This window comes from Micromonospora sp. NPDC023966, assembly GCF_040639095.1.
In the GTDB taxonomy this organism is placed as follows: domain Bacteria; phylum Actinomycetota; class Actinomycetes; order Mycobacteriales; family Micromonosporaceae; genus Micromonospora.
The window spans coordinates 1-15747 of sequence record NZ_JBEZZJ010000017.1; the positions used below are offsets into that span (position 1 = coordinate 1).

General features: G+C 72.4%; 14 protein-coding genes. 11 read left to right on the top strand and 3 right to left on the bottom strand.

The features are described 5' to 3' along the window. Positions 1-95 precede the first annotated feature (95 nt). The gene (locus AB0F68_RS21560; protein ID WP_357341196.1) at positions 96-1115 is read right to left on the bottom strand and encodes a TAXI family TRAP transporter solute-binding subunit; all 1020 of its coding nucleotides are present in this window, start codon (positions 1113-1115) and stop codon (positions 96-98) included. Continuing rightward, entirely contained in the window at positions 1112-3247 is a 2136-nt protein-coding gene (locus AB0F68_RS21565) for a TRAP transporter fused permease subunit (RefSeq protein ID WP_357341198.1), read from the bottom strand. Before AB0F68_RS21565 ends, AB0F68_RS21560 begins: the two co-directional genes overlap by 4 nt. A gap of 404 nt (positions 3248-3651) precedes the next feature. Between AB0F68_RS21565 and AB0F68_RS21570 the strand changes: the two genes are divergently transcribed. After that, positions 3652-4584, top strand: a complete 933-nt coding sequence (locus AB0F68_RS21570) for an ABC transporter ATP-binding protein (protein ID WP_357341201.1) — start codon at positions 3652-3654, stop codon at positions 4582-4584. A gap of 43 nt (positions 4585-4627) precedes the next feature. On the opposite strand, the gene AB0F68_RS21575 is transcribed toward AB0F68_RS21570, so the two are convergent. Then, a complete protein-coding gene (locus AB0F68_RS21575) occupies positions 4628-4873 on the bottom strand; it encodes a flavin reductase (protein WP_357341203.1) in 246 nt (81 codons plus the stop codon). A gap of 269 nt (positions 4874-5142) precedes the next feature. On the opposite strand from AB0F68_RS21575, the gene AB0F68_RS21580 reads away from it, so the two are divergent. The 10 genes from AB0F68_RS21580 (at position 5143) to AB0F68_RS21625 (ending at position 15503) form a co-directional block, all read left to right on the top strand. Continuing rightward, positions 5143-5946 (top strand): helix-turn-helix transcriptional regulator, encoded by an 804-nt coding sequence (locus AB0F68_RS21580; protein ID WP_357341206.1) that lies wholly within the window; start codon positions 5143-5145, stop codon positions 5944-5946. Continuing rightward, positions 5937-6128 carry a DUF397 domain-containing protein gene (locus AB0F68_RS21585; RefSeq protein ID WP_357341208.1) on the top strand — a complete coding sequence of 64 codons (192 nt, stop codon included), beginning with the start codon at positions 5937-5939 and terminating at the stop codon, positions 6126-6128. The genes AB0F68_RS21580 and AB0F68_RS21585 overlap by 10 nt, the downstream gene beginning before the upstream one ends. Before the next feature lie 179 nt (positions 6129-6307). Continuing rightward, positions 6308-7102 carry an ABC transporter permease gene (locus AB0F68_RS21590; RefSeq protein ID WP_357341439.1) on the top strand — a complete coding sequence of 265 codons (795 nt, stop codon included), beginning with the start codon at positions 6308-6310 and terminating at the stop codon, positions 7100-7102. Between the two features lie 12 nt (positions 7103-7114). Then, complete coding sequence (locus AB0F68_RS21595; RefSeq protein WP_357341211.1) at positions 7115-7924, top strand: ABC transporter permease; 810 nt, start codon at positions 7115-7117, stop codon at positions 7922-7924. Between the two features lie 63 nt (positions 7925-7987). After that, a complete protein-coding gene (locus AB0F68_RS21600) occupies positions 7988-9004 on the top strand; it encodes a YihY/virulence factor BrkB family protein (RefSeq protein ID WP_357341213.1) in 1017 nt (338 codons plus the stop codon). Between the two features lie 239 nt (positions 9005-9243). Beyond that, positions 9244-10422: an ROK family transcriptional regulator gene (locus tag AB0F68_RS21605; protein WP_357341215.1), complete on the top strand. Its 1179-nt coding sequence runs from the start codon at positions 9244-9246 to the stop codon at positions 10420-10422. Positions 10423-10508: 86 nt separating this feature from the next. Next, positions 10509-12020 carry a sugar ABC transporter ATP-binding protein gene (locus AB0F68_RS21610; RefSeq protein ID WP_357341440.1) on the top strand — a complete coding sequence of 504 codons (1512 nt, stop codon included), beginning with the start codon at positions 10509-10511 and terminating at the stop codon, positions 12018-12020. Beyond that, complete coding sequence (locus AB0F68_RS21615; RefSeq protein ID WP_357341218.1) at positions 12017-13126, top strand: ABC transporter permease; 1110 nt, start codon at positions 12017-12019, stop codon at positions 13124-13126. The genes AB0F68_RS21610 and AB0F68_RS21615 overlap by 4 nt, the downstream gene beginning before the upstream one ends. Positions 13127-13233: 107 nt before the next feature. Beyond that, a complete protein-coding gene (locus AB0F68_RS21620) occupies positions 13234-14277 on the top strand; it encodes a substrate-binding domain-containing protein (protein ID WP_357341220.1) in 1044 nt (347 codons plus the stop codon). Between the two features lie 20 nt (positions 14278-14297). Then, the gene (locus AB0F68_RS21625; RefSeq protein WP_357341222.1) at positions 14298-15503 is read left to right on the top strand and encodes a Gfo/Idh/MocA family oxidoreductase; all 1206 of its coding nucleotides are present in this window, start codon (positions 14298-14300) and stop codon (positions 15501-15503) included. Positions 15504-15747 lie beyond the last annotated feature (244 nt).

Here is a 15747-nt window from a genome sequence, read left to right on the forward strand (position 1 = left end):
GGTTCGGGGGGGGGGGGGGGGCCGGGGCCGGGGGGGCCCCGGGTGGGGGGGGGGGGGCCGGGCCCGGGCGGTCCGCCCGGGCCCGGCTCGTCGGGTCAGCTCGCGCCGAGGTCCTTCAGCGCCCGGTCCGCCCCGCGATGCAGCCCCACCGGGTCGGTCTTGCGGGCGTTGGCCAGGTCGATCCCCTTGGCGGCCGGGTTGGCCTGGGCGAGGGCGTCCTTCTTCTCGAAGACCGTCTTCGTGATGACGCAGGCCACGTCGGCGTCGAGGTTGTCGCGGACCAGCAGCACGTTCGGCACCACGATGGTGGGCACGTCGGCGGCCGTCCGGTAGACGTCCTTGCCGATGGTGCCGGCCTGGTACGCCGGGTTCAGCTCGGCCATCTTCGGCAGCAGCGGGCTGATGTCGAGGAACTTCACCTTGTCGCCGGCCGTGGTGAACAGGTCGGTCACCCCGCCGGTGGGCACGCCGCCGGACCAGAAGAAGCCGTCGATGCTGCCGTCCTTCATCCCGTCGACGGTCTTGGTCAGGTCGAGCCGCTGCGCCTGGATGTCCTTGGCCGGGTCCAGCCCGGCCGCGGTGAGCAGGCGGTTCGCGATGACCTCGGTGCCGGACTTGGGTGACCCGGTGGAGATCTTCTTCCCCTTCATGCCGGCGACCGAGGTGATCCCCGAGTCGGCCCGGACGACCACCTGGGTGTAGTTGTCGTAGATCCGGGCCAGCGCCTTGACCGGCTGCGGGGAGCTGAAGCTGCCCTTGCCCTGCACCGCGTTGACCGCGGTGTCGAAGAGGGAGAACGCCACGTCGTACTGGCCCGCCACGAGCTGCTCGACGTTCTGCACTGAGGCGCCGGTCTCGGCGGCCGTGCCGGTGAGCTTGCCCCCGGTGGTCGCGGAGAGCTGACCGGCCAGCGCGTTGCCGACCACGTAGTAGACGCCGGTGGCGTTGCCGGTGGCGATGCCGACCCGGGTGTCCTTGGTGACCTTGCAGGTGACCTCGCGGGCGGCGTCATCCGTCGCCGCGCCGTCCTGACGGCCCCCGCATCCGGCGGCGCCGGCGGCGACCAGGGCCAGCGCCCCGACGCCCGCGGCGATCCGCACGTCGATCCGTCTCACTCTTTCTCCTCCCGATGGTCCACCAATTCGGCGACCGACGGGCCGCCGGCGCGACCGGCGGAGCCACGTCGGACGAGCACGCCCGCGACGGCCACCGCGGCGAGCACCGCGCCGACCGCGACGGGCAGGGGTTCCAGCCAGAGCAGCACCAGACCGGCGACCGCGCCGAGGACCCGCTCCGGCGTGCCGGCCGGGCCGACGCCGGGCAGCCAGCCGCCCGCCGCCACGGCCAGCACGGTGACGCCGAGCGCGGAGACCACCGCGGCGACCGCGATCCGTCCGACCCCGCCGATGCCGAGCAGCCCGAGGCCGGTCGGCGTGATCACGAAGGCGATCGGGATGAGGTACGCGGGCAGCGCGTACCGCAGGGTCTGCCACATGGTCGGCACGAGCCGGCCGCCGGTGACCGCGGCGGCGGCCACCGCGGCGAGCGCGGTCGGCGGGGAGACCTCGGACAGCACCGCGAAGTAGAAGACGAACATGGCCGCGGCCGGGGCGGCGACGCCGAGGTGCAGCAGCGCCGGGCCGATGATCACCCAGCCGATCACGAAGGAGGCGGTGACCGGCACGGCCAGCCCGAGCAGGGTGAGCGCGACCGCGGCGAGCAGCGCGGTCAGGGCCAGCACCACGGCCGGCTCGGAGCTGACCGCCTGCGCCCCGCCGACCAGCAGCGCGGCGGCCTGCGGGCCGAGGCCGGTCTTGGTGGTGGTGGCGGTGATGATGCCGGCCGCGGCGCAGACCGCGCTCACCGCGAGCACCCCGCGTACGCCGCCGCTGAGCGCCTCGACCAGCCGGGCGGGGGTGAGCCGGTGGCGGCGGTCCAGGAAGGAGAGCGCGGCGGCCAGCACGGTGGCGATCACCACGGCCCGGGTCGCCGAGGCGCCGGTGGCGAGCACCACGATGATCACGATGAGCGAGAGGAAGTGGTAGCCGAAGCGGGCCAGCAGCCGCCCGGCCGAGCCGGCGTCGATGACCACCGGGCGCACCCCGGAGCGCCGGGCGTCGATCTCGACGGAGAGCAGGATGCCCAGGTAGTAGAGGATCGTCGGCACGGTGGCCCAGCCGAGCACCTGGAGGTACGACACACCCAGGTACTCGGCGATGATGAAGGCCGCGGCGCCCAGCGTGGGCGGGGAGAGGATCGCGCCGACGCCCGCGGCGGCCAGCATGCCGCCGGCCCGCTCGGGCGGGTAGCCGGCGCGGCGCAGGATCGGCCAGGTCACCGCCCCGATGCTGACCGTGGTGGCGGCGCCCGAGCCGGACACCGTGCCGAGCAGGAAGCCGGAGGCGACGGCGGTGCGCCCGGCGGCGGTGCGGGAGCGGCGGAACGCGGCGGCCGAGAGTTCGACGAAGAACCGGCCGGCCCCGGAGAGGTCCAGCACCGCGCCGTAGATGGTGAACAGCACGATGTACGAGGCGGCCACGTCCAGCGGTGTGCCGTAGAAGCCGCTGTCGGAGTTGTAGAACGCGTCGACCAGTTGCGCGAAGTCGAGCCCCGCGTGGGCCACCGGCCAGGACTGCGGCAGCAGCCCACCGTAGTAGCCGTAGGCGAGGAAGAGCAGGCAGACGACGGGGAGGATCCAGCCGGTGGTGCGCCGGCACGCCTCCAGCAGCAGCAGAAGCAGCACGGTGCCCAGCACCACGTCCAGCGGCACGAGCAGGCCCTGCCGGTCGAGGAACGCGTCGTAGCCGCCACCGCCCGCGCCGAGGGCCACCGGCAACACCGGGTAGAGGCAGGCCAGCAGCGCGGCGGCGGCGAGCAGCCAGTCGGCCGGGCTGGGACCGCGCCGCTCCGCCGGCCGGTCCGCCGCCCGCCGACGAAGCCGCACCCCGGAGGGGTACGCCAGGAACACCATCGGCAGCACACCGGAGAGGAAAATGATGAGGTAGTACTTGCTGCCCTGCGGAAGCGGGAAGAACACCTGCCAGAGGGCGAGCAGAGCGACCGCGACGGCGCCGCCGGTGAACAGCAGGCCGACCGGTCCGGACAGCACCCGCCCCGGTTTCTCATCCTCGAACCGCGCCGCCAGTTCCCGGCTGTCGTGGTGCGTTTCCACCGGCCCGTCGTCGGCCCACACCGGATCGGCGGCGGCCCTCTGATCGGGCGGTAGCGGCACCGACTCGGTGTCCACGTCGGACGCCGTGGATTCCACCGCGGCGGGCCGCGGCGGCGGGGGAGGCGGGTCGGAAGGGCGAACGGGCGGCACGGGGGGACGATACGCGAATCGTCTACATCATGGGAACATTGCCGGACGTGATTGCATGGAGTGACCGGAATGAGGGATCACTCACTCACCGCACATCGATGCCGAGCTGATTTCACAATTTCCCCGCGAAAAGTCGCAACAATTTTCCGCGCCCCCGCGAATCGGCAGCCGTTCCGTCCACTATGGCGAGTTAGGTCCGGTTCCCCGGCCCCGACGGGCGGGCCCTCGGATGATCACCTTGCGTAGCGGGGATCACGCCCCGTGTCCGTCCGACCGTGCCACCGCGTTAACCGGTCGAGCCTGTCGGACCGGGCGGTTAGGGTCGGCCGGTGACCAGCGGGCAACCACTCATCCAGGCGCGGGGGCTGGTGAAGCGGTTCGGCGACTTCACCGCCGTCGACGGCATCGACGTCGAGGTGCGTCCCGGCGAGGCGTTCGGCTTCCTCGGCCCCAACGGCGCCGGCAAGTCCTCCACCATGCGCATGATCGGCTGCATCTCGCCGCCCTCCGACGGGGAGCTGCGCATCCTCGGCCTGGACCCGGTCCGGGACGGCCCGGCGATCCGGGCCCGGCTGGGGGTCTGCCCGCAGCTCGACAGCCTCGACCCGGAGCTGACCGTCCGGGAGAACCTCACCACCTACGCGCGCTACTTCGGCATCCCGCGCCGGGTGGCCCGCGAGCGGGCCGCCGAGCTGCTCGACTTCGTCCAGCTCACCGAGCGGGCCGAGAGCAAGGTGGAACCGCTCTCCGGCGGCATGAAGCGGCGGCTGACCATCGCCCGCGCGCTGGTCAACAACCCCGAGATCGTGCTGCTCGACGAGCCCACCACCGGGCTCGACCCGCAGGCCCGGCACCTGGTCTGGGAACGGCTGTTCCGGCTCAAGCAGCAGGGCGTCACGCTGGTCCTCACCACCCACTACATGGACGAGGCGGAGCAGCTCTGCGACCGGCTGGTGGTGATGGACGGTGGCCGGATCGTCGCCGAGGGCTCGCCCCGGTCGCTGATCGAGCAGCACTCCACCCGCGAGGTGGTCGAGCTGCGCTTCGCCGCCGAGTCGCAGGAGGCGTTCGCCGGCAAGCTCGGCGGCCTGGGCGAGCGGGTCGAGGTGCTGCCGGACCGCATCCTGCTCTACGTGGCCGACGGCGACGCCGCGGTGGCCGAGGTGACCGAGCGGGGCCTCGTCCCGGCCGGCGTCCTGGTCCGGCGCAGCAGCCTGGAGGACGTCTTCCTTCACCTCACCGGCCGCACCTTGATCGACTAGCGCTCCACCTCGGCGTCGGCACGTCGACCTCTCCGACTAGTCGTCACCGCGCCCGCGCCCAGGTGACGAAGCGATCAACCAGCCGCTGCGGCGCGTCCGGCCCGTGCGGGTCGGCGAGGTCCGCCGTCGCCTCGCACAGGAGCGTGCCGAGGTAGACCAACAGGGCGATGCGGTCCTGGCGATACTCCCCGAGCAGCGCCAGCCGGGCCGGCGAGCACGGCCACGGGGCCCCGCACGCCCGGCACCGCCAGGACGGCCGCGCCGCGACGTGCGGGCGGTAGCGGGGCATCAGGGCACGCCCTCCTCGCCACCGCGCGGCGTCGGGCGCCAGAACCTGAGTCGCATGAGATGGGCCTCCGTCGTGGGATGGGGGTGCCCGCGCACCTCGTCGTACGCGGGCACCCCCGGCCTGGTTCCGCCCGCCGTCCGGTGCCCGTGAGCGGTTCCGCTGCGTGACAGTCTGGTGAGCGGGCGACTACGGTGGGAGATCCCGCGCGCCGACGACCAGGGCGTACGGCGGCCGGCCCGGAGCGGTACGAGGATGTACGGAGGCTGTCCGTGGACCGTTCGTCCATGCTGGACCACTTCGCCGAGGAGTTGCGGCTCGCCCGGGCCGCCGGTGGCATGTCCCAGAGCGCACTGGCCGAAGCGCTGAGCTACTCGGGCGCGCTGGTGGCCAAGGTGGAGACCTGCGAGCGCCGGCCGGGCCTCGACTTCGCGCGCCGGTGCGACACCGTGTTCGGCACGGACGGGCGGTTCGAGCGGATCCAGCGGCGGATCAGCCGGGAGACGGTGGTGCCGTGGTTCCGCGACTGGGCCGGCATCGAGTTGGAGGCCACCGCGCTGCGGTGGTTCGAGCCGCTCTACGTGCCGGGCCTGCTGCAGACGGAGGGCTACGCCCGCGCCGTGCTGGCCGGGGCCGGGCTGTTCGCGCCCAACGAGATCGACCAGCAGGTGGCCGCGCGGCTCGACCGGCAGAGCGTCCTGACCCGCGACCGGCCACCGCTGCTCACCGCCGTCATCGACGAGTACGTGCTGCGCCGACTGGTCGGCGGCCCGGAGGTGATGCGCGAGCAACTGGCGCACCTGGCCAAGCTCGGTCGCACGTTGACGCGGGTCCGAATCCAGGTCGTGCCCCTCTCCGCCGGGGCCTACGCTGGGCTCGACGGCCCCTTCGTGATCGCCACCTCAACCGGCCGGGAGGATGTCGTCTACCTGGAGGGACAGCGCCACGGCCAGGTGGTGGACCGCGCCGAGTTCGTGCAGCAGATGGTCGAGGTGTGGGAATCGATCCGGGGTGAGGCACTATCGCACCAGCAGTCCCTGGAGTTGATCTCGGAAGTGGCGGAGACATGGATTTGACCGGCGCCCGGTGGCGCAAGAGCACCCGCAGCAACGGCAGCGGCGGCGCCTGCGTGGAGGTGGCCGGGAACCTTCCCGGCGTGGTCGCCGTACGCGATTCGAAGGACCCGGCCAGTCCCGTGCTGACGTTCGGCCCGGACGCGTGGCGCGCGTTCGTAGCGCGGGTCGCCGGCCGGCCGTAGGGCCCCGACCTGCGGATCTTGGACAGTTGCCGTTCGAGACGGACGGCAACTGTCCAAGATCTCGTTCGCCCACGGGAAACCCCGGCGACACCATCCGCCGCCCGTCGTAGGGTGACCGGCGGCCTGTCGTACCCGAGCGGTAGGAAGGTCGACGTGGGCGGAGAACGGGGGTGGTCGACGTGACCGTGGCGGAACGCTCCGGGCGGGCGCTGCCCCGGGTGCCGGCCCTGGCGGTGCTCTCCCATCACCTGGTCGGCTACCGCCGGACCTGGCGGGCCGGGGTCTTCTCGTCCTTCCTGCTGCCGGTGCTCACCGTGCTCGGCTTCGGCGTCGGGGTCGGCGCGTACGTGGACCGGGGCGTGGGCGGGGTGTCCTACCTCGACTGGCTGGTGCCCGGCCTGATCGCCTCCACCGCCTTCCAGGTCGCCGTCGCCGAGTCCACCTGGCCCGTGCTCAGCAACTTCCGCTGGATCCGGACCTACCACGCGCAGGTCGCGGCGCCGCTGCGGGTCGGCGACATCCTGGCCGGCCACCTCGCCTTCGTGCTGTTCCGGGCGCTCACCAGCACGGCCGCGTTCCTGCTGGTGACGGCGCTGTTCGGGGCGCTGCACTCGCCCTGGGCTGTGACCGTCCTGCCGGTGAGCCTGCTCCTGAGCCTGGCGGTGGCCGCGCCGACCTTCGCGTTCGCCGCCGCGGTACCGGGCGACAGCTACCTGGCCCTGCTGTTCCGGTTCGCGGTGATCCCGATGACCCTCTTCGCCGGCGTGTTCTTCCCGGTCGAGTCGTTGCCGGCCGGGCTGCGGCAGTTCGCCTACGCGACCCCGCTCTGGCACGGCGTGGACCTCTGCCGGGCCGCCACGCTCGGTGTCGCTCCGCAGTGGTCGGTCACCGGCCACCTGCTCTACCTCGCCGCCTGGGCGGGCGCCGGCTGGTGGCTGGCCCGGCGCGTGTTCCGCCGTCAGCTCGTCGTCTAGGGGAGGGATGTCGTGGTCGGTCTCGTCCTGCCCCGGCTGGTCAGCGTCGAGGGCGCGCCGCGTCGCTCCGCCTCGGTGGCCGAGCGCAACCTCACCGCGCTGCGCAGCGCGTACTGGCTGGTGCTGCTCTCCGGCTTCCTGGAGCCGGTGCTCTACCTCTTCTCGATCGGCGTCGGGGTGGGCGCGCTGGTCGGCGACCTGACCCTGCCCGGCGGTCAGGTGGTCACCTACGCGGCGTTCGTGGCGCCGGCCATGCTCGCCTCGTCGGCGATGAGCGGGGCGCTGTCGGAGACCACCTTCAACTTCTTCGGGAAGATGAAGTACATGAAGCTGTACGACGGGGTCATCGCGACCCCGGTGCAGCCGTTCGAGATCGCCCTCGGTGAGCTGGGCTGGGCGATGATCCGGGGCGGCCTCTACTCGGCCGCGTTCCTGGTCATCATGGTCGCGATGGACCTGACCGGCGCCGACCGGGCCCTGGCCGCGTTCCCGGCCGCGCTGCTGGTCGGCTTCGCCTTCGGCGCGCTCGGCATGACGGTCTCGACGCTGATGCGCAGTTGGCAGGATTTCGACCTGATGGGCTCGGCCCAGTTCACCCTCTTCCTCTTCTCCGGCACGTTCGTCCCGGCCGAGGCGTATCCGGCGGTGCTGCGCTGGGTGGTCGAGGTGACCCCGCTCTACCGGTCGGTGCACCTGATCCGGGGCATCTGCGTGGGCGCGTCCGGCTGGTCCTGGCTGCTCGACGTGGCCTACCTGGCGGTGCTGACGGTCGGGATGCTCGCGCTCGCCTCCCGACGGATGAGCAGGTTGCTGTACAAGTAGTGGTTAACCGGCCCTCCCGCCGGGGCATGTCGTGGGGACGAAACCGACGACGAGGGAGGGGCCATGGCCGCCGACGAGTCTTCCGCCCGGCACGGGCGCGACCGGTCCGGGCCGGTCGGCCCGGACGAGGGGCCGGAAAGCCCCACCGATCTGCCCGGCACCGGATGGGTGGCGACGCTCAAGCGCACGGTCCGGGAGTTCCAGGACGACAGCCTGACCGACTGGGCGGCCGCCCTCACCTATTACGGCGTGCTGTCGATCTTCCCCGGCACGCTGGTGCTCATCTCCGTGCTCGGCCTGCTCGGCGACCGGGCCACGCAGGGGGTCAAGGACACCGTGGACCAGGCGGTGCCGGAGGAGAGCATCCAGAAGATCATCCAGAGTGCCATCGACCAGGCCGGCGCTTCCGGCGGACTGGCCAGCCTCGCGGCGATCATCGGTCTGCTGGCCGCCTTCTGGTCCGCCTCGGGCTACGTCGCCGCCTTCATGCGCGCGTCGAACAACATCTACGACGTGCCGGAGGGGCGGCCGATCTGGAAGACCCTGCCGATCCGGCTCGGCGTGACCGCGGTGATCGGCGTGATGCTCCTGATCAGCGCGGTGATCGTGGTCTTCACCGGCGGCCTCGCCGAGCAGGCGGGCAACGCCATCGGGCTGGGCTCGACCGCCGTCACGGTGTGGAACATCGCCAAGTGGCCGGTGCTGCTGGTGCTGGTCAGCCTGATGTTCGCGATCCTCTACTGGGCCTCGCCGAACGCCCGGCACGGCGGCTTCCGCTGGGTCAGCCCCGGCGGGATCCTGGCCGTGGTGATCTGGCTGGTCATCTCGGGCCTGTTCGCCCTCTACGTCGGCAACTTCGCCTCGTACAACAAGACCTACGGCGCGCTCGCCGGCGTGATCATCTTCCTGGTCTGGCTCTGGCTGAGCAACATCGCCATCCTGCTCGGCGCGGAGTTCGACGCCGAGTTGGAGCGCGGCCGCGCCATCGCGGCCGGGCACCCGGCCGACGAGGAGCCGTACGTCGAGCTTCGCGACGACCGCAAGCTCAAGAAGAAGCGCAACGCTGCCAACCGGCGCTGACCCACCCGACCCGCCCGCCGCCCCCGCCGCAATCAGGCGCCGGGGGCGGCGTCGTGTCACGGCACCGCTCAACTGGGCGAGTTTCCATGATCCAACACATGCTTTTGCTCAGATGGACAAAAGTTTGGACCGGATGTGCCGAAGCTATGGACATGTGACCTGGAAGGCTCCTACTGTGTCGGACACGACACATCGCCGTTGCGTCGATGTGAACGACTCCGATGCGGAGGTGAGTCCCGGTGCGGACGGCGGACCCCCTGCACGTACAGCTCCTGCGAACCCTCCGGGACGAGGGGGCGGTCTCCCGGGCCGAGCTCGGCGACCGGCTCCAGATGCCGCGCCCGCGCCTCCTCGCCGAGCTGGACCGCCTGGTCAATCTCGGCTACGTGGCCGAGGCCGGGCTGGCCGCGTCGCGGGGCGGGCGCCGGTCCACCCTGGTCGAGCTGAGCCCGCACCTGCGCTTCGCCGCGGTCGACCTGGGCGCCAGCTCGATCGACGTCGAGGTGGTGAACGGCCGGCTGGAGCCGGTGGTCGCCTACACCGAGCCCGCCGACATCCGCTCCGGCCCGAAGGTGACCCTCCAGCGGGTCAACGAGCTGCTGCACAAGGCCAAGGTGGACGGCGCGTACGAGCGGCTCGACGCGATCGGCATCGGCGTACCCGGCCCGGTGAGCTTCCGGGACGGGGTGCCCGTCTCCCCGCCGATCATGCCGGGCTGGGACCGCTTCCCGGTGCGTGAGCTGCTCACCCGCGAACACGGCTGCCCGGCGGTGGTCGACAACGACGTCAACATCATGGCGATCGGCGAGCGGCACGGCGGCGTCGCCCACTCGGTGAACGACTTCCTGTTCATCAAGATCGGCACCGGCATCGGCTGCGGCATCTACCTCAACGGCGAGGTCTACCGGGGCACCGACGGGTGCGCCGGCGACATCGGCCACATCCAGGTCGACCCGAACGGTCCGATGTGCTCCTGCGGCAACCTCGGCTGCCTGGAGGCGGTGTTCAGCGGGGCCGCGCTGGCCCGGGCGGCCACCGCCGCGGCCCGCGCCGAGGTGTCGCCCGCGCTCGCCGAGCGGCTCGCCGCCCGGGGCGCGGTGACCGCGCTCGACGTGGCACAGGGGGCGGTCGAGGGGGACGTCACCTGCATCCAGCTCATCCGCGACGGCGGCCGCCGGGTCGGCAGCGTGCTGGCCGGCCTGGTCAGCTTCACCAACCCGTCGATGATCGTGATCGGTGGCGGGCTCGCCCAGCTCGGCCACATCCTGCTCGCCGAGATCCGCAGCGTGGTCTACCGCCGCTCGCTGCCGCTGGCCACCGGCAACCTGCCGGTCGTCCTCTCCGAGCTGGGCCCACGCGCCGGCGTCGCCGGCGCCGCCGTGCTCGCCAGCGACCTCGCCTTCGGGGAGGCCGGGTGAGCGAGCCGGGCACGAACGACAGCCAGGAGGCCGAGGTGACGAACGAACCGCTGGTCGAGGCGCCCGCCGACACCGTCGCGGGCGAGGTGGTGCTGCGCCTCACCGACGTGGTCAAGACCTTCCCCGGCGTACGCGCGCTGGACGGAGTGCAGCTGGAGGTGCGGGCCGGCGAGGTGCACTGCCTGCTCGGGCAGAACGGCGCCGGCAAGTCCACCCTGATCAAGGTGCTCGCCGGGGTGCACCGGCCGGACGCGGGTGAGGTGGTATGGCGCGGCGAGCCGGCGGCCTTCGCCAACCCGCAGGCCGCCATGCGGGCCGGGATCGCCACCATCTACCAGGAGCTCGACCTGGTCGAGGACCTGTCGGTGGGGGAGAACGCCTTCCTCGGCCACGAGCCGCGCCGGCTCGGCTTCGTCCGGCGCGGGCACATGGCCCGGCGGACCCGGCAGATCCTGGCCCGGCTCGGCCACCCGGAGATCCCGCCCGGGCGGCTGGTCCGCCACCTGCCGGCCGCCGGCAAGCAGATCGTCAGCATGGCCCGGGCACTCTCCCACGAGGCCCGACTGATCATCATGGACGAACCGAGCGCGGTGCTCGCCCACGACGAGGTGGGCAACCTGTTCCGGATCATCCGGGAACTCACCGCGCAGGGCATCGCGGTCATCTACATCTCGCACCGGCTGGAGGAGATCCGCGAGATCGGCGACCGGGTGACCGTACTCAAGGACGGCCGGACCACCGCGGCGAACCTGCCGGCCCGCGAGACCCCGACCCGCGACCTGGTCTCCCGGATGACCGGCCGGACCATCGAGTACGTCTTCCCGGACCGCCCCGCCGCCGACTCGACCGGCACGGAGCTGCTGCGGGTGGAGGGGCTGACCCGGCAGGGCGAGTTCGCCGACGTCTCGCTCGACGTGCGGGCCGGAGAGATCGTCGGCATCGCCGGACTGGTCGGCTCCGGCCGCTCGGAGCTGCTGGAGACGATCTACGGGGCCCGCCGGGCCCAGGCCGGCACGGTCCGGATGGGCGGCCGGACCCTGCGCCCGGGCAGCGTCGGCGCGGCGGTGCGGGCCGGCCTGGGAATGGCCCCCGAGGAGCGCAAGAGCCAGGCGCTGCTGCTCGGCGAACCGATCTACCGCAACGTCACGCTGGCCACCTTCGGCCGGTACGCCCGCCTCGGCTTCACCGACGCCGGGCGGGAGCGGGCCGCGGCGGACCGGATCGCCGCCTCGCTGGAGCTGCGCCCCCGGGACGTCCGCCGGCCGGTGCGCACCCTCTCCGGCGGCAACCAGCAGAAGGTGGTGGTCGGCCGGTGGCTGCTCGGGGACACCCGGCTGCTGCTGCTCGACGAGCCGACCCGGGGCGTGGACGTGGGCGCCCGGGCCGAGCTCTACCAGGTGATCCGGGAACTCGCCGCGCGGGGCGTCGGCGTGCTGCTGGTCTCCAGCGAGGTGCCCGAGGTGCTGGGCCTGGCCGACCGGGTGCTGGTGATGCGGGAAGGCCGGGTGGTCCGCGAGGCCCCGGCCGGCGAACTCGACGAGAACACCGTGCTCGACCTCGTCATGGCGGGGTCCCTCATGGAAGGCGCGCCAGCATGAGCGACATGACACCCACCGCGGCGCCGGAGCGGGCGGCGGAGCTGCCGGCCCAGTCGCCGCCGGTCGACCCGGCCGAGACCGCGAAGGCCGACCGGTCGGCCCGGCTCTCCTGGTGGCGCGGCGACGGCGGCGAGGGCGCCAAGCGCAACTTCGGCCTGCTGGCGACCCTGGTCGTGCTGGTGGTCATCGGCATCCTGACCCGGCCCGACCTCTACGGCGACGCGAGCTGGGTGTGGGGCAACACGCTCACCATCCTCAAGCTCGCCTCGGTGGTCGGCGTGGTCACCGTCGGGATGACCTTCGTGATCATCGGCGGCGGCATCGACCTGTCGGTCGGCGCGATCGTCGCGCTCGCCGGGGTCTGGTGCACCACGGTCGCCACCCAGAGCTACGGCGCCGGCGGCATGATCTTCAGCGCCCTCACCGTCGGGCTGGCCGTCGGCGTGGTCAACGGGCTGCTCATCTCGTACGGGCGGCTGGTGCCCTTCATCGCCACGCTGGCCATGATGGTCGCCGCCCGCGGCTTGGCGGCCGAGATCTCCGACAAGCAGACCCAGGTCTCCAACGACAGCTTCATCAACGGCATCGCCACCGTGAAGCTGCTCGGCATCCCGCTGCTGGTCTACATCCTCGGCGCGGTGGTGCTGGCCGGCTGGGTGCTGCTCAACCGGACCACCTTCGGCCGCCGTACGGTGGCCGTCGGCGGCAACCCCGAGGCGGCCCGGCTCGCCGGCATCAACGTCCGCCGGCACACCGTGCTCCTCTACGCGCTCTCCGGCCTCTGCTGCGGCATCGCCGCGATCATGCTGACCGCGCAGGCCACCTCCGCCCAGGCGGCGATGGCCAACCTCTACGAGCTGGACGCGATCGCCGCCGCGATCATCGGCGGCACGCTGCTCAGCGGCGGGCGGGGCACCATCATCGGCTCCCTGCTCGGCGTGATCATCTTCTCCACGATCACCAACCTCTTCGCCATCAACGGCCTCTCCAGCGAGGCCCAGAACATGGTCAAGGGCGGCATCATCGTCGCGGCCGTCCTGGTCCAGCAGGTGCAGTTCCGCAGCCTCTCCCAGTTCCTCGCCCGCAACCGGGCCACCACCACCTGATCCCATCGCGACCGCCAGGCCGCCGTCATCGCGACGGTGGTCCGGCCCACCGCACCCGAAAACACCCCACCCGAAAACACCCCACCACCTCATTTCAGGAGGCCGTCATGACAAGTGACCTGTCGCGCCGCCGGCTGCTCTTCGGCGGGGCCGCGCTCTCCGCCGGAGTGCTGCTCGCCGGCTGCACCAGCAACGAGCAGACCCCGACCGAAGCCCAGACCAGGGCCGCGGCGACCGGCGCCAACAGCGAGCCGGGCAAGAAGGTGACCATCGGCTTCTCCGCACCCGCCGCCGACCACGGCTGGATCGCCGCCATCACCAACAACGCCAAGGCGCAGGCCGGCGCGTACTCGGACGTGGAGCTGAAGAGCGTGGAGGCCGGCGCGGACGCGGCGGCCCAGCGCGCGGCGCTGTCCACCCTGATCTCCCAGAAGCCCGACGTGATCGTGCTGCTGCCGCACGACGGCAAGGAGCTCAACGCGTTCGGCCTGGAGGCCATGAAGGCCGGCATCCCGGTGGTCAACCTGGACCGGGCCTTCCCCGACGCGCGGGCCTACCGGCTCCAGATCAAGGGCGACAACTACGGCATGGGGGTGGCCGCCGCCACCTACATCGCCGCGCAGCTCAAGGCCAAGGGCGTCAGCAACCCGGTCATCGGCGAGATCCCCGGCATCGACTCGCTGGAGCTGACCCAGGAACGCTCCAAGGGCTTCGCCGACACCCTGGCCTCGCTCGGGCTCAAGGTGGCCAACCGCCGCCCGGCCGAGTTCACCGCCGACTCCGGCCAGCAGGCCGCCACCGGCCTCTTCCAGGCGCTGCCGAAGATCGACGCGCTCTGGAACCACGACGACGACCAGGGCATCGGCGTCCTGGCCGCGGTCAACCAGGCCAACCGCAAGGAGTTCTTCATGGTCGGCGGCGCCGGCTCGAAGAAGGCCATGGAGGACATCGCGGCCGACAACACCGTGCTGAAGGCCACGGTCACCTACAGCCCGTCGATGGCCTCCTCGGCCATCTCCCTGGCCCGCCTGATCGGCCAGGGCAAGGGCATGTCCGACCTGGTCGAACTTCAGGTTCCTAAGGAGATCGTGCTCGCCTCGGAGACGATCACCAAGGAGAACGCGGGCAACTACCTGAAGCTCGGGTTCTGACACACGGGGGGAGACCCACCTTGTCCACTCACGACAGCGTCCTGCGGGTCGGCATGGTCGGCTACGCGTTCATGGGCGCCGCGCACTCCCAGGCGTGGCGCACCGTGAACCGCGTGTACGACCTGCCCGCCCGGGTGCAGATGGCGCTCATCTGTGGCCGGGACGAGCCGAAGGTGGCCGAGGCCGCCGGTCGGCTCGGCTGGGACGCGCACACCACGGACTGGCGGCGGCTCGTCGAGTCCGACGAGATCGACGTGGTCGACATCTGCACACCGGGGGACAGCCACTGCGAGATCGCCATCGCCGCGCTGGCTGCCGGCAAGCACGTGCTGTGCGAGAAGCCGCTGGCCAACACCGTCGAGGAGGCTCGGCAGATGACGGCCGCCGCCGCCCTGGCCCGGGCCGCCGGGGTACGCGCCATGTGCGGCTTCAACTACCGGCGGGTGCCCGCGGTCGCCCTGATGCGGCAGCTCGTCGCCGACGGGCGGCTCGGCGAGATCCGGCACGTCCGGGCGGTCTACCTCCAGGACTGGATCGTGGACCCGCAGTTCCCGCTGGTCTGGCGGCTGCAGCAGGACAGGGCGGGCTCCGGCGCGCTCGGCGACATCGGCGCGCACATCATCGACCTGACCCAGTACGTGACCGGGCAGCGGATCGCCGGGGTCAGCGCGGTCACCGAGACGTTCGTCAAGGAGCGGCCGCTGCCGGCCGGGTCGAGCGGCCTGGCCGCGCAGGCCGACGGCAACGGCCGGGCCATGGGGCGGGTCACGGTGGACGACGCGGCGGTCTTCGTGGCCCGGCTCGACGGCGGCGCGCTCGCCACCTACGAGGCGTCCCGGTTCGCCACCGGCCGCAAGAACGCCCTTCGCGTCGAGATCAACGGCTCGCTGGGCAGCGTGGTGTTCGACCTGGAACGCCTCAACGAACTGGAGTTCCACGACGCCACCCGGCCGGCGGCCGAACAGGGCTTCAACCGGATCCTGGTGACCGAGCCGGAGCACCCGTACATGTCGGCGTGGTGGCCGCCGGGCCACATCATCGGCTACGAGCACTCCTTCACCCACCAGATGCGCGACTTCGTCGAGGCGGTCGCCACCGGCGTCGACCCGGCGCCGTCGTTCGCCGACGCGTTGCAGGTCCAGCTCGTGCTCGACGCGGTCACCCGCTCCGCCGAGCAGGCCGCCTGGACGGAGGTGGAGCCCGCCCTGGCCGAACTGGCCGCCTGACCACCCCGCGGCGCGCCCGCGCGCCGCCCGACACCGCTGTCCACGCGGCGCGCCCGCGCCGCCCGAAGGGCTTTCCGGCGCCGACCGGCGAGGGCCCGCCGCGGTTGCGCCCCGCGGCGGGGACGAGGTCGGCCCCGGAGAGCGTGCCGCCGCCCGAACCCGCGGCCGGCACGAATCAGCACGGCCGTCCGGTGCGGCCGGACCGGGATTCCCCGGCCGCACCGGCGGCCCGACGACGGGGAGG

Excerpts from the sequence above, each read along its gene's own strand:
- AB0F68_RS21575 (WP_357341203.1), bottom strand. The coding sequence starts at position 4,873 with ATGCCCCGCTACCGCCCGCACGTCGCGGCGCGGCCGTCCTGGCGGTGC.
- AB0F68_RS21585 (WP_357341208.1), top strand. The coding sequence starts at position 5,937 with ATGGATTTGACCGGCGCCCGGTGGCGCAAGAGCACCCGCAGCAACGGC.
- AB0F68_RS21600 (WP_357341213.1), top strand. The coding sequence starts at position 7,988 with ATGGCCGCCGACGAGTCTTCCGCCCGGCACGGGCGCGACCGGTCCGGG.
- AB0F68_RS21615 (WP_357341218.1), top strand. The coding sequence starts at position 12,017 with ATGAGCGACATGACACCCACCGCGGCGCCGGAGCGGGCGGCGGAGCTG.
- AB0F68_RS21620 (WP_357341220.1), top strand. The coding sequence starts at position 13,234 with ATGACAAGTGACCTGTCGCGCCGCCGGCTGCTCTTCGGCGGGGCCGCG.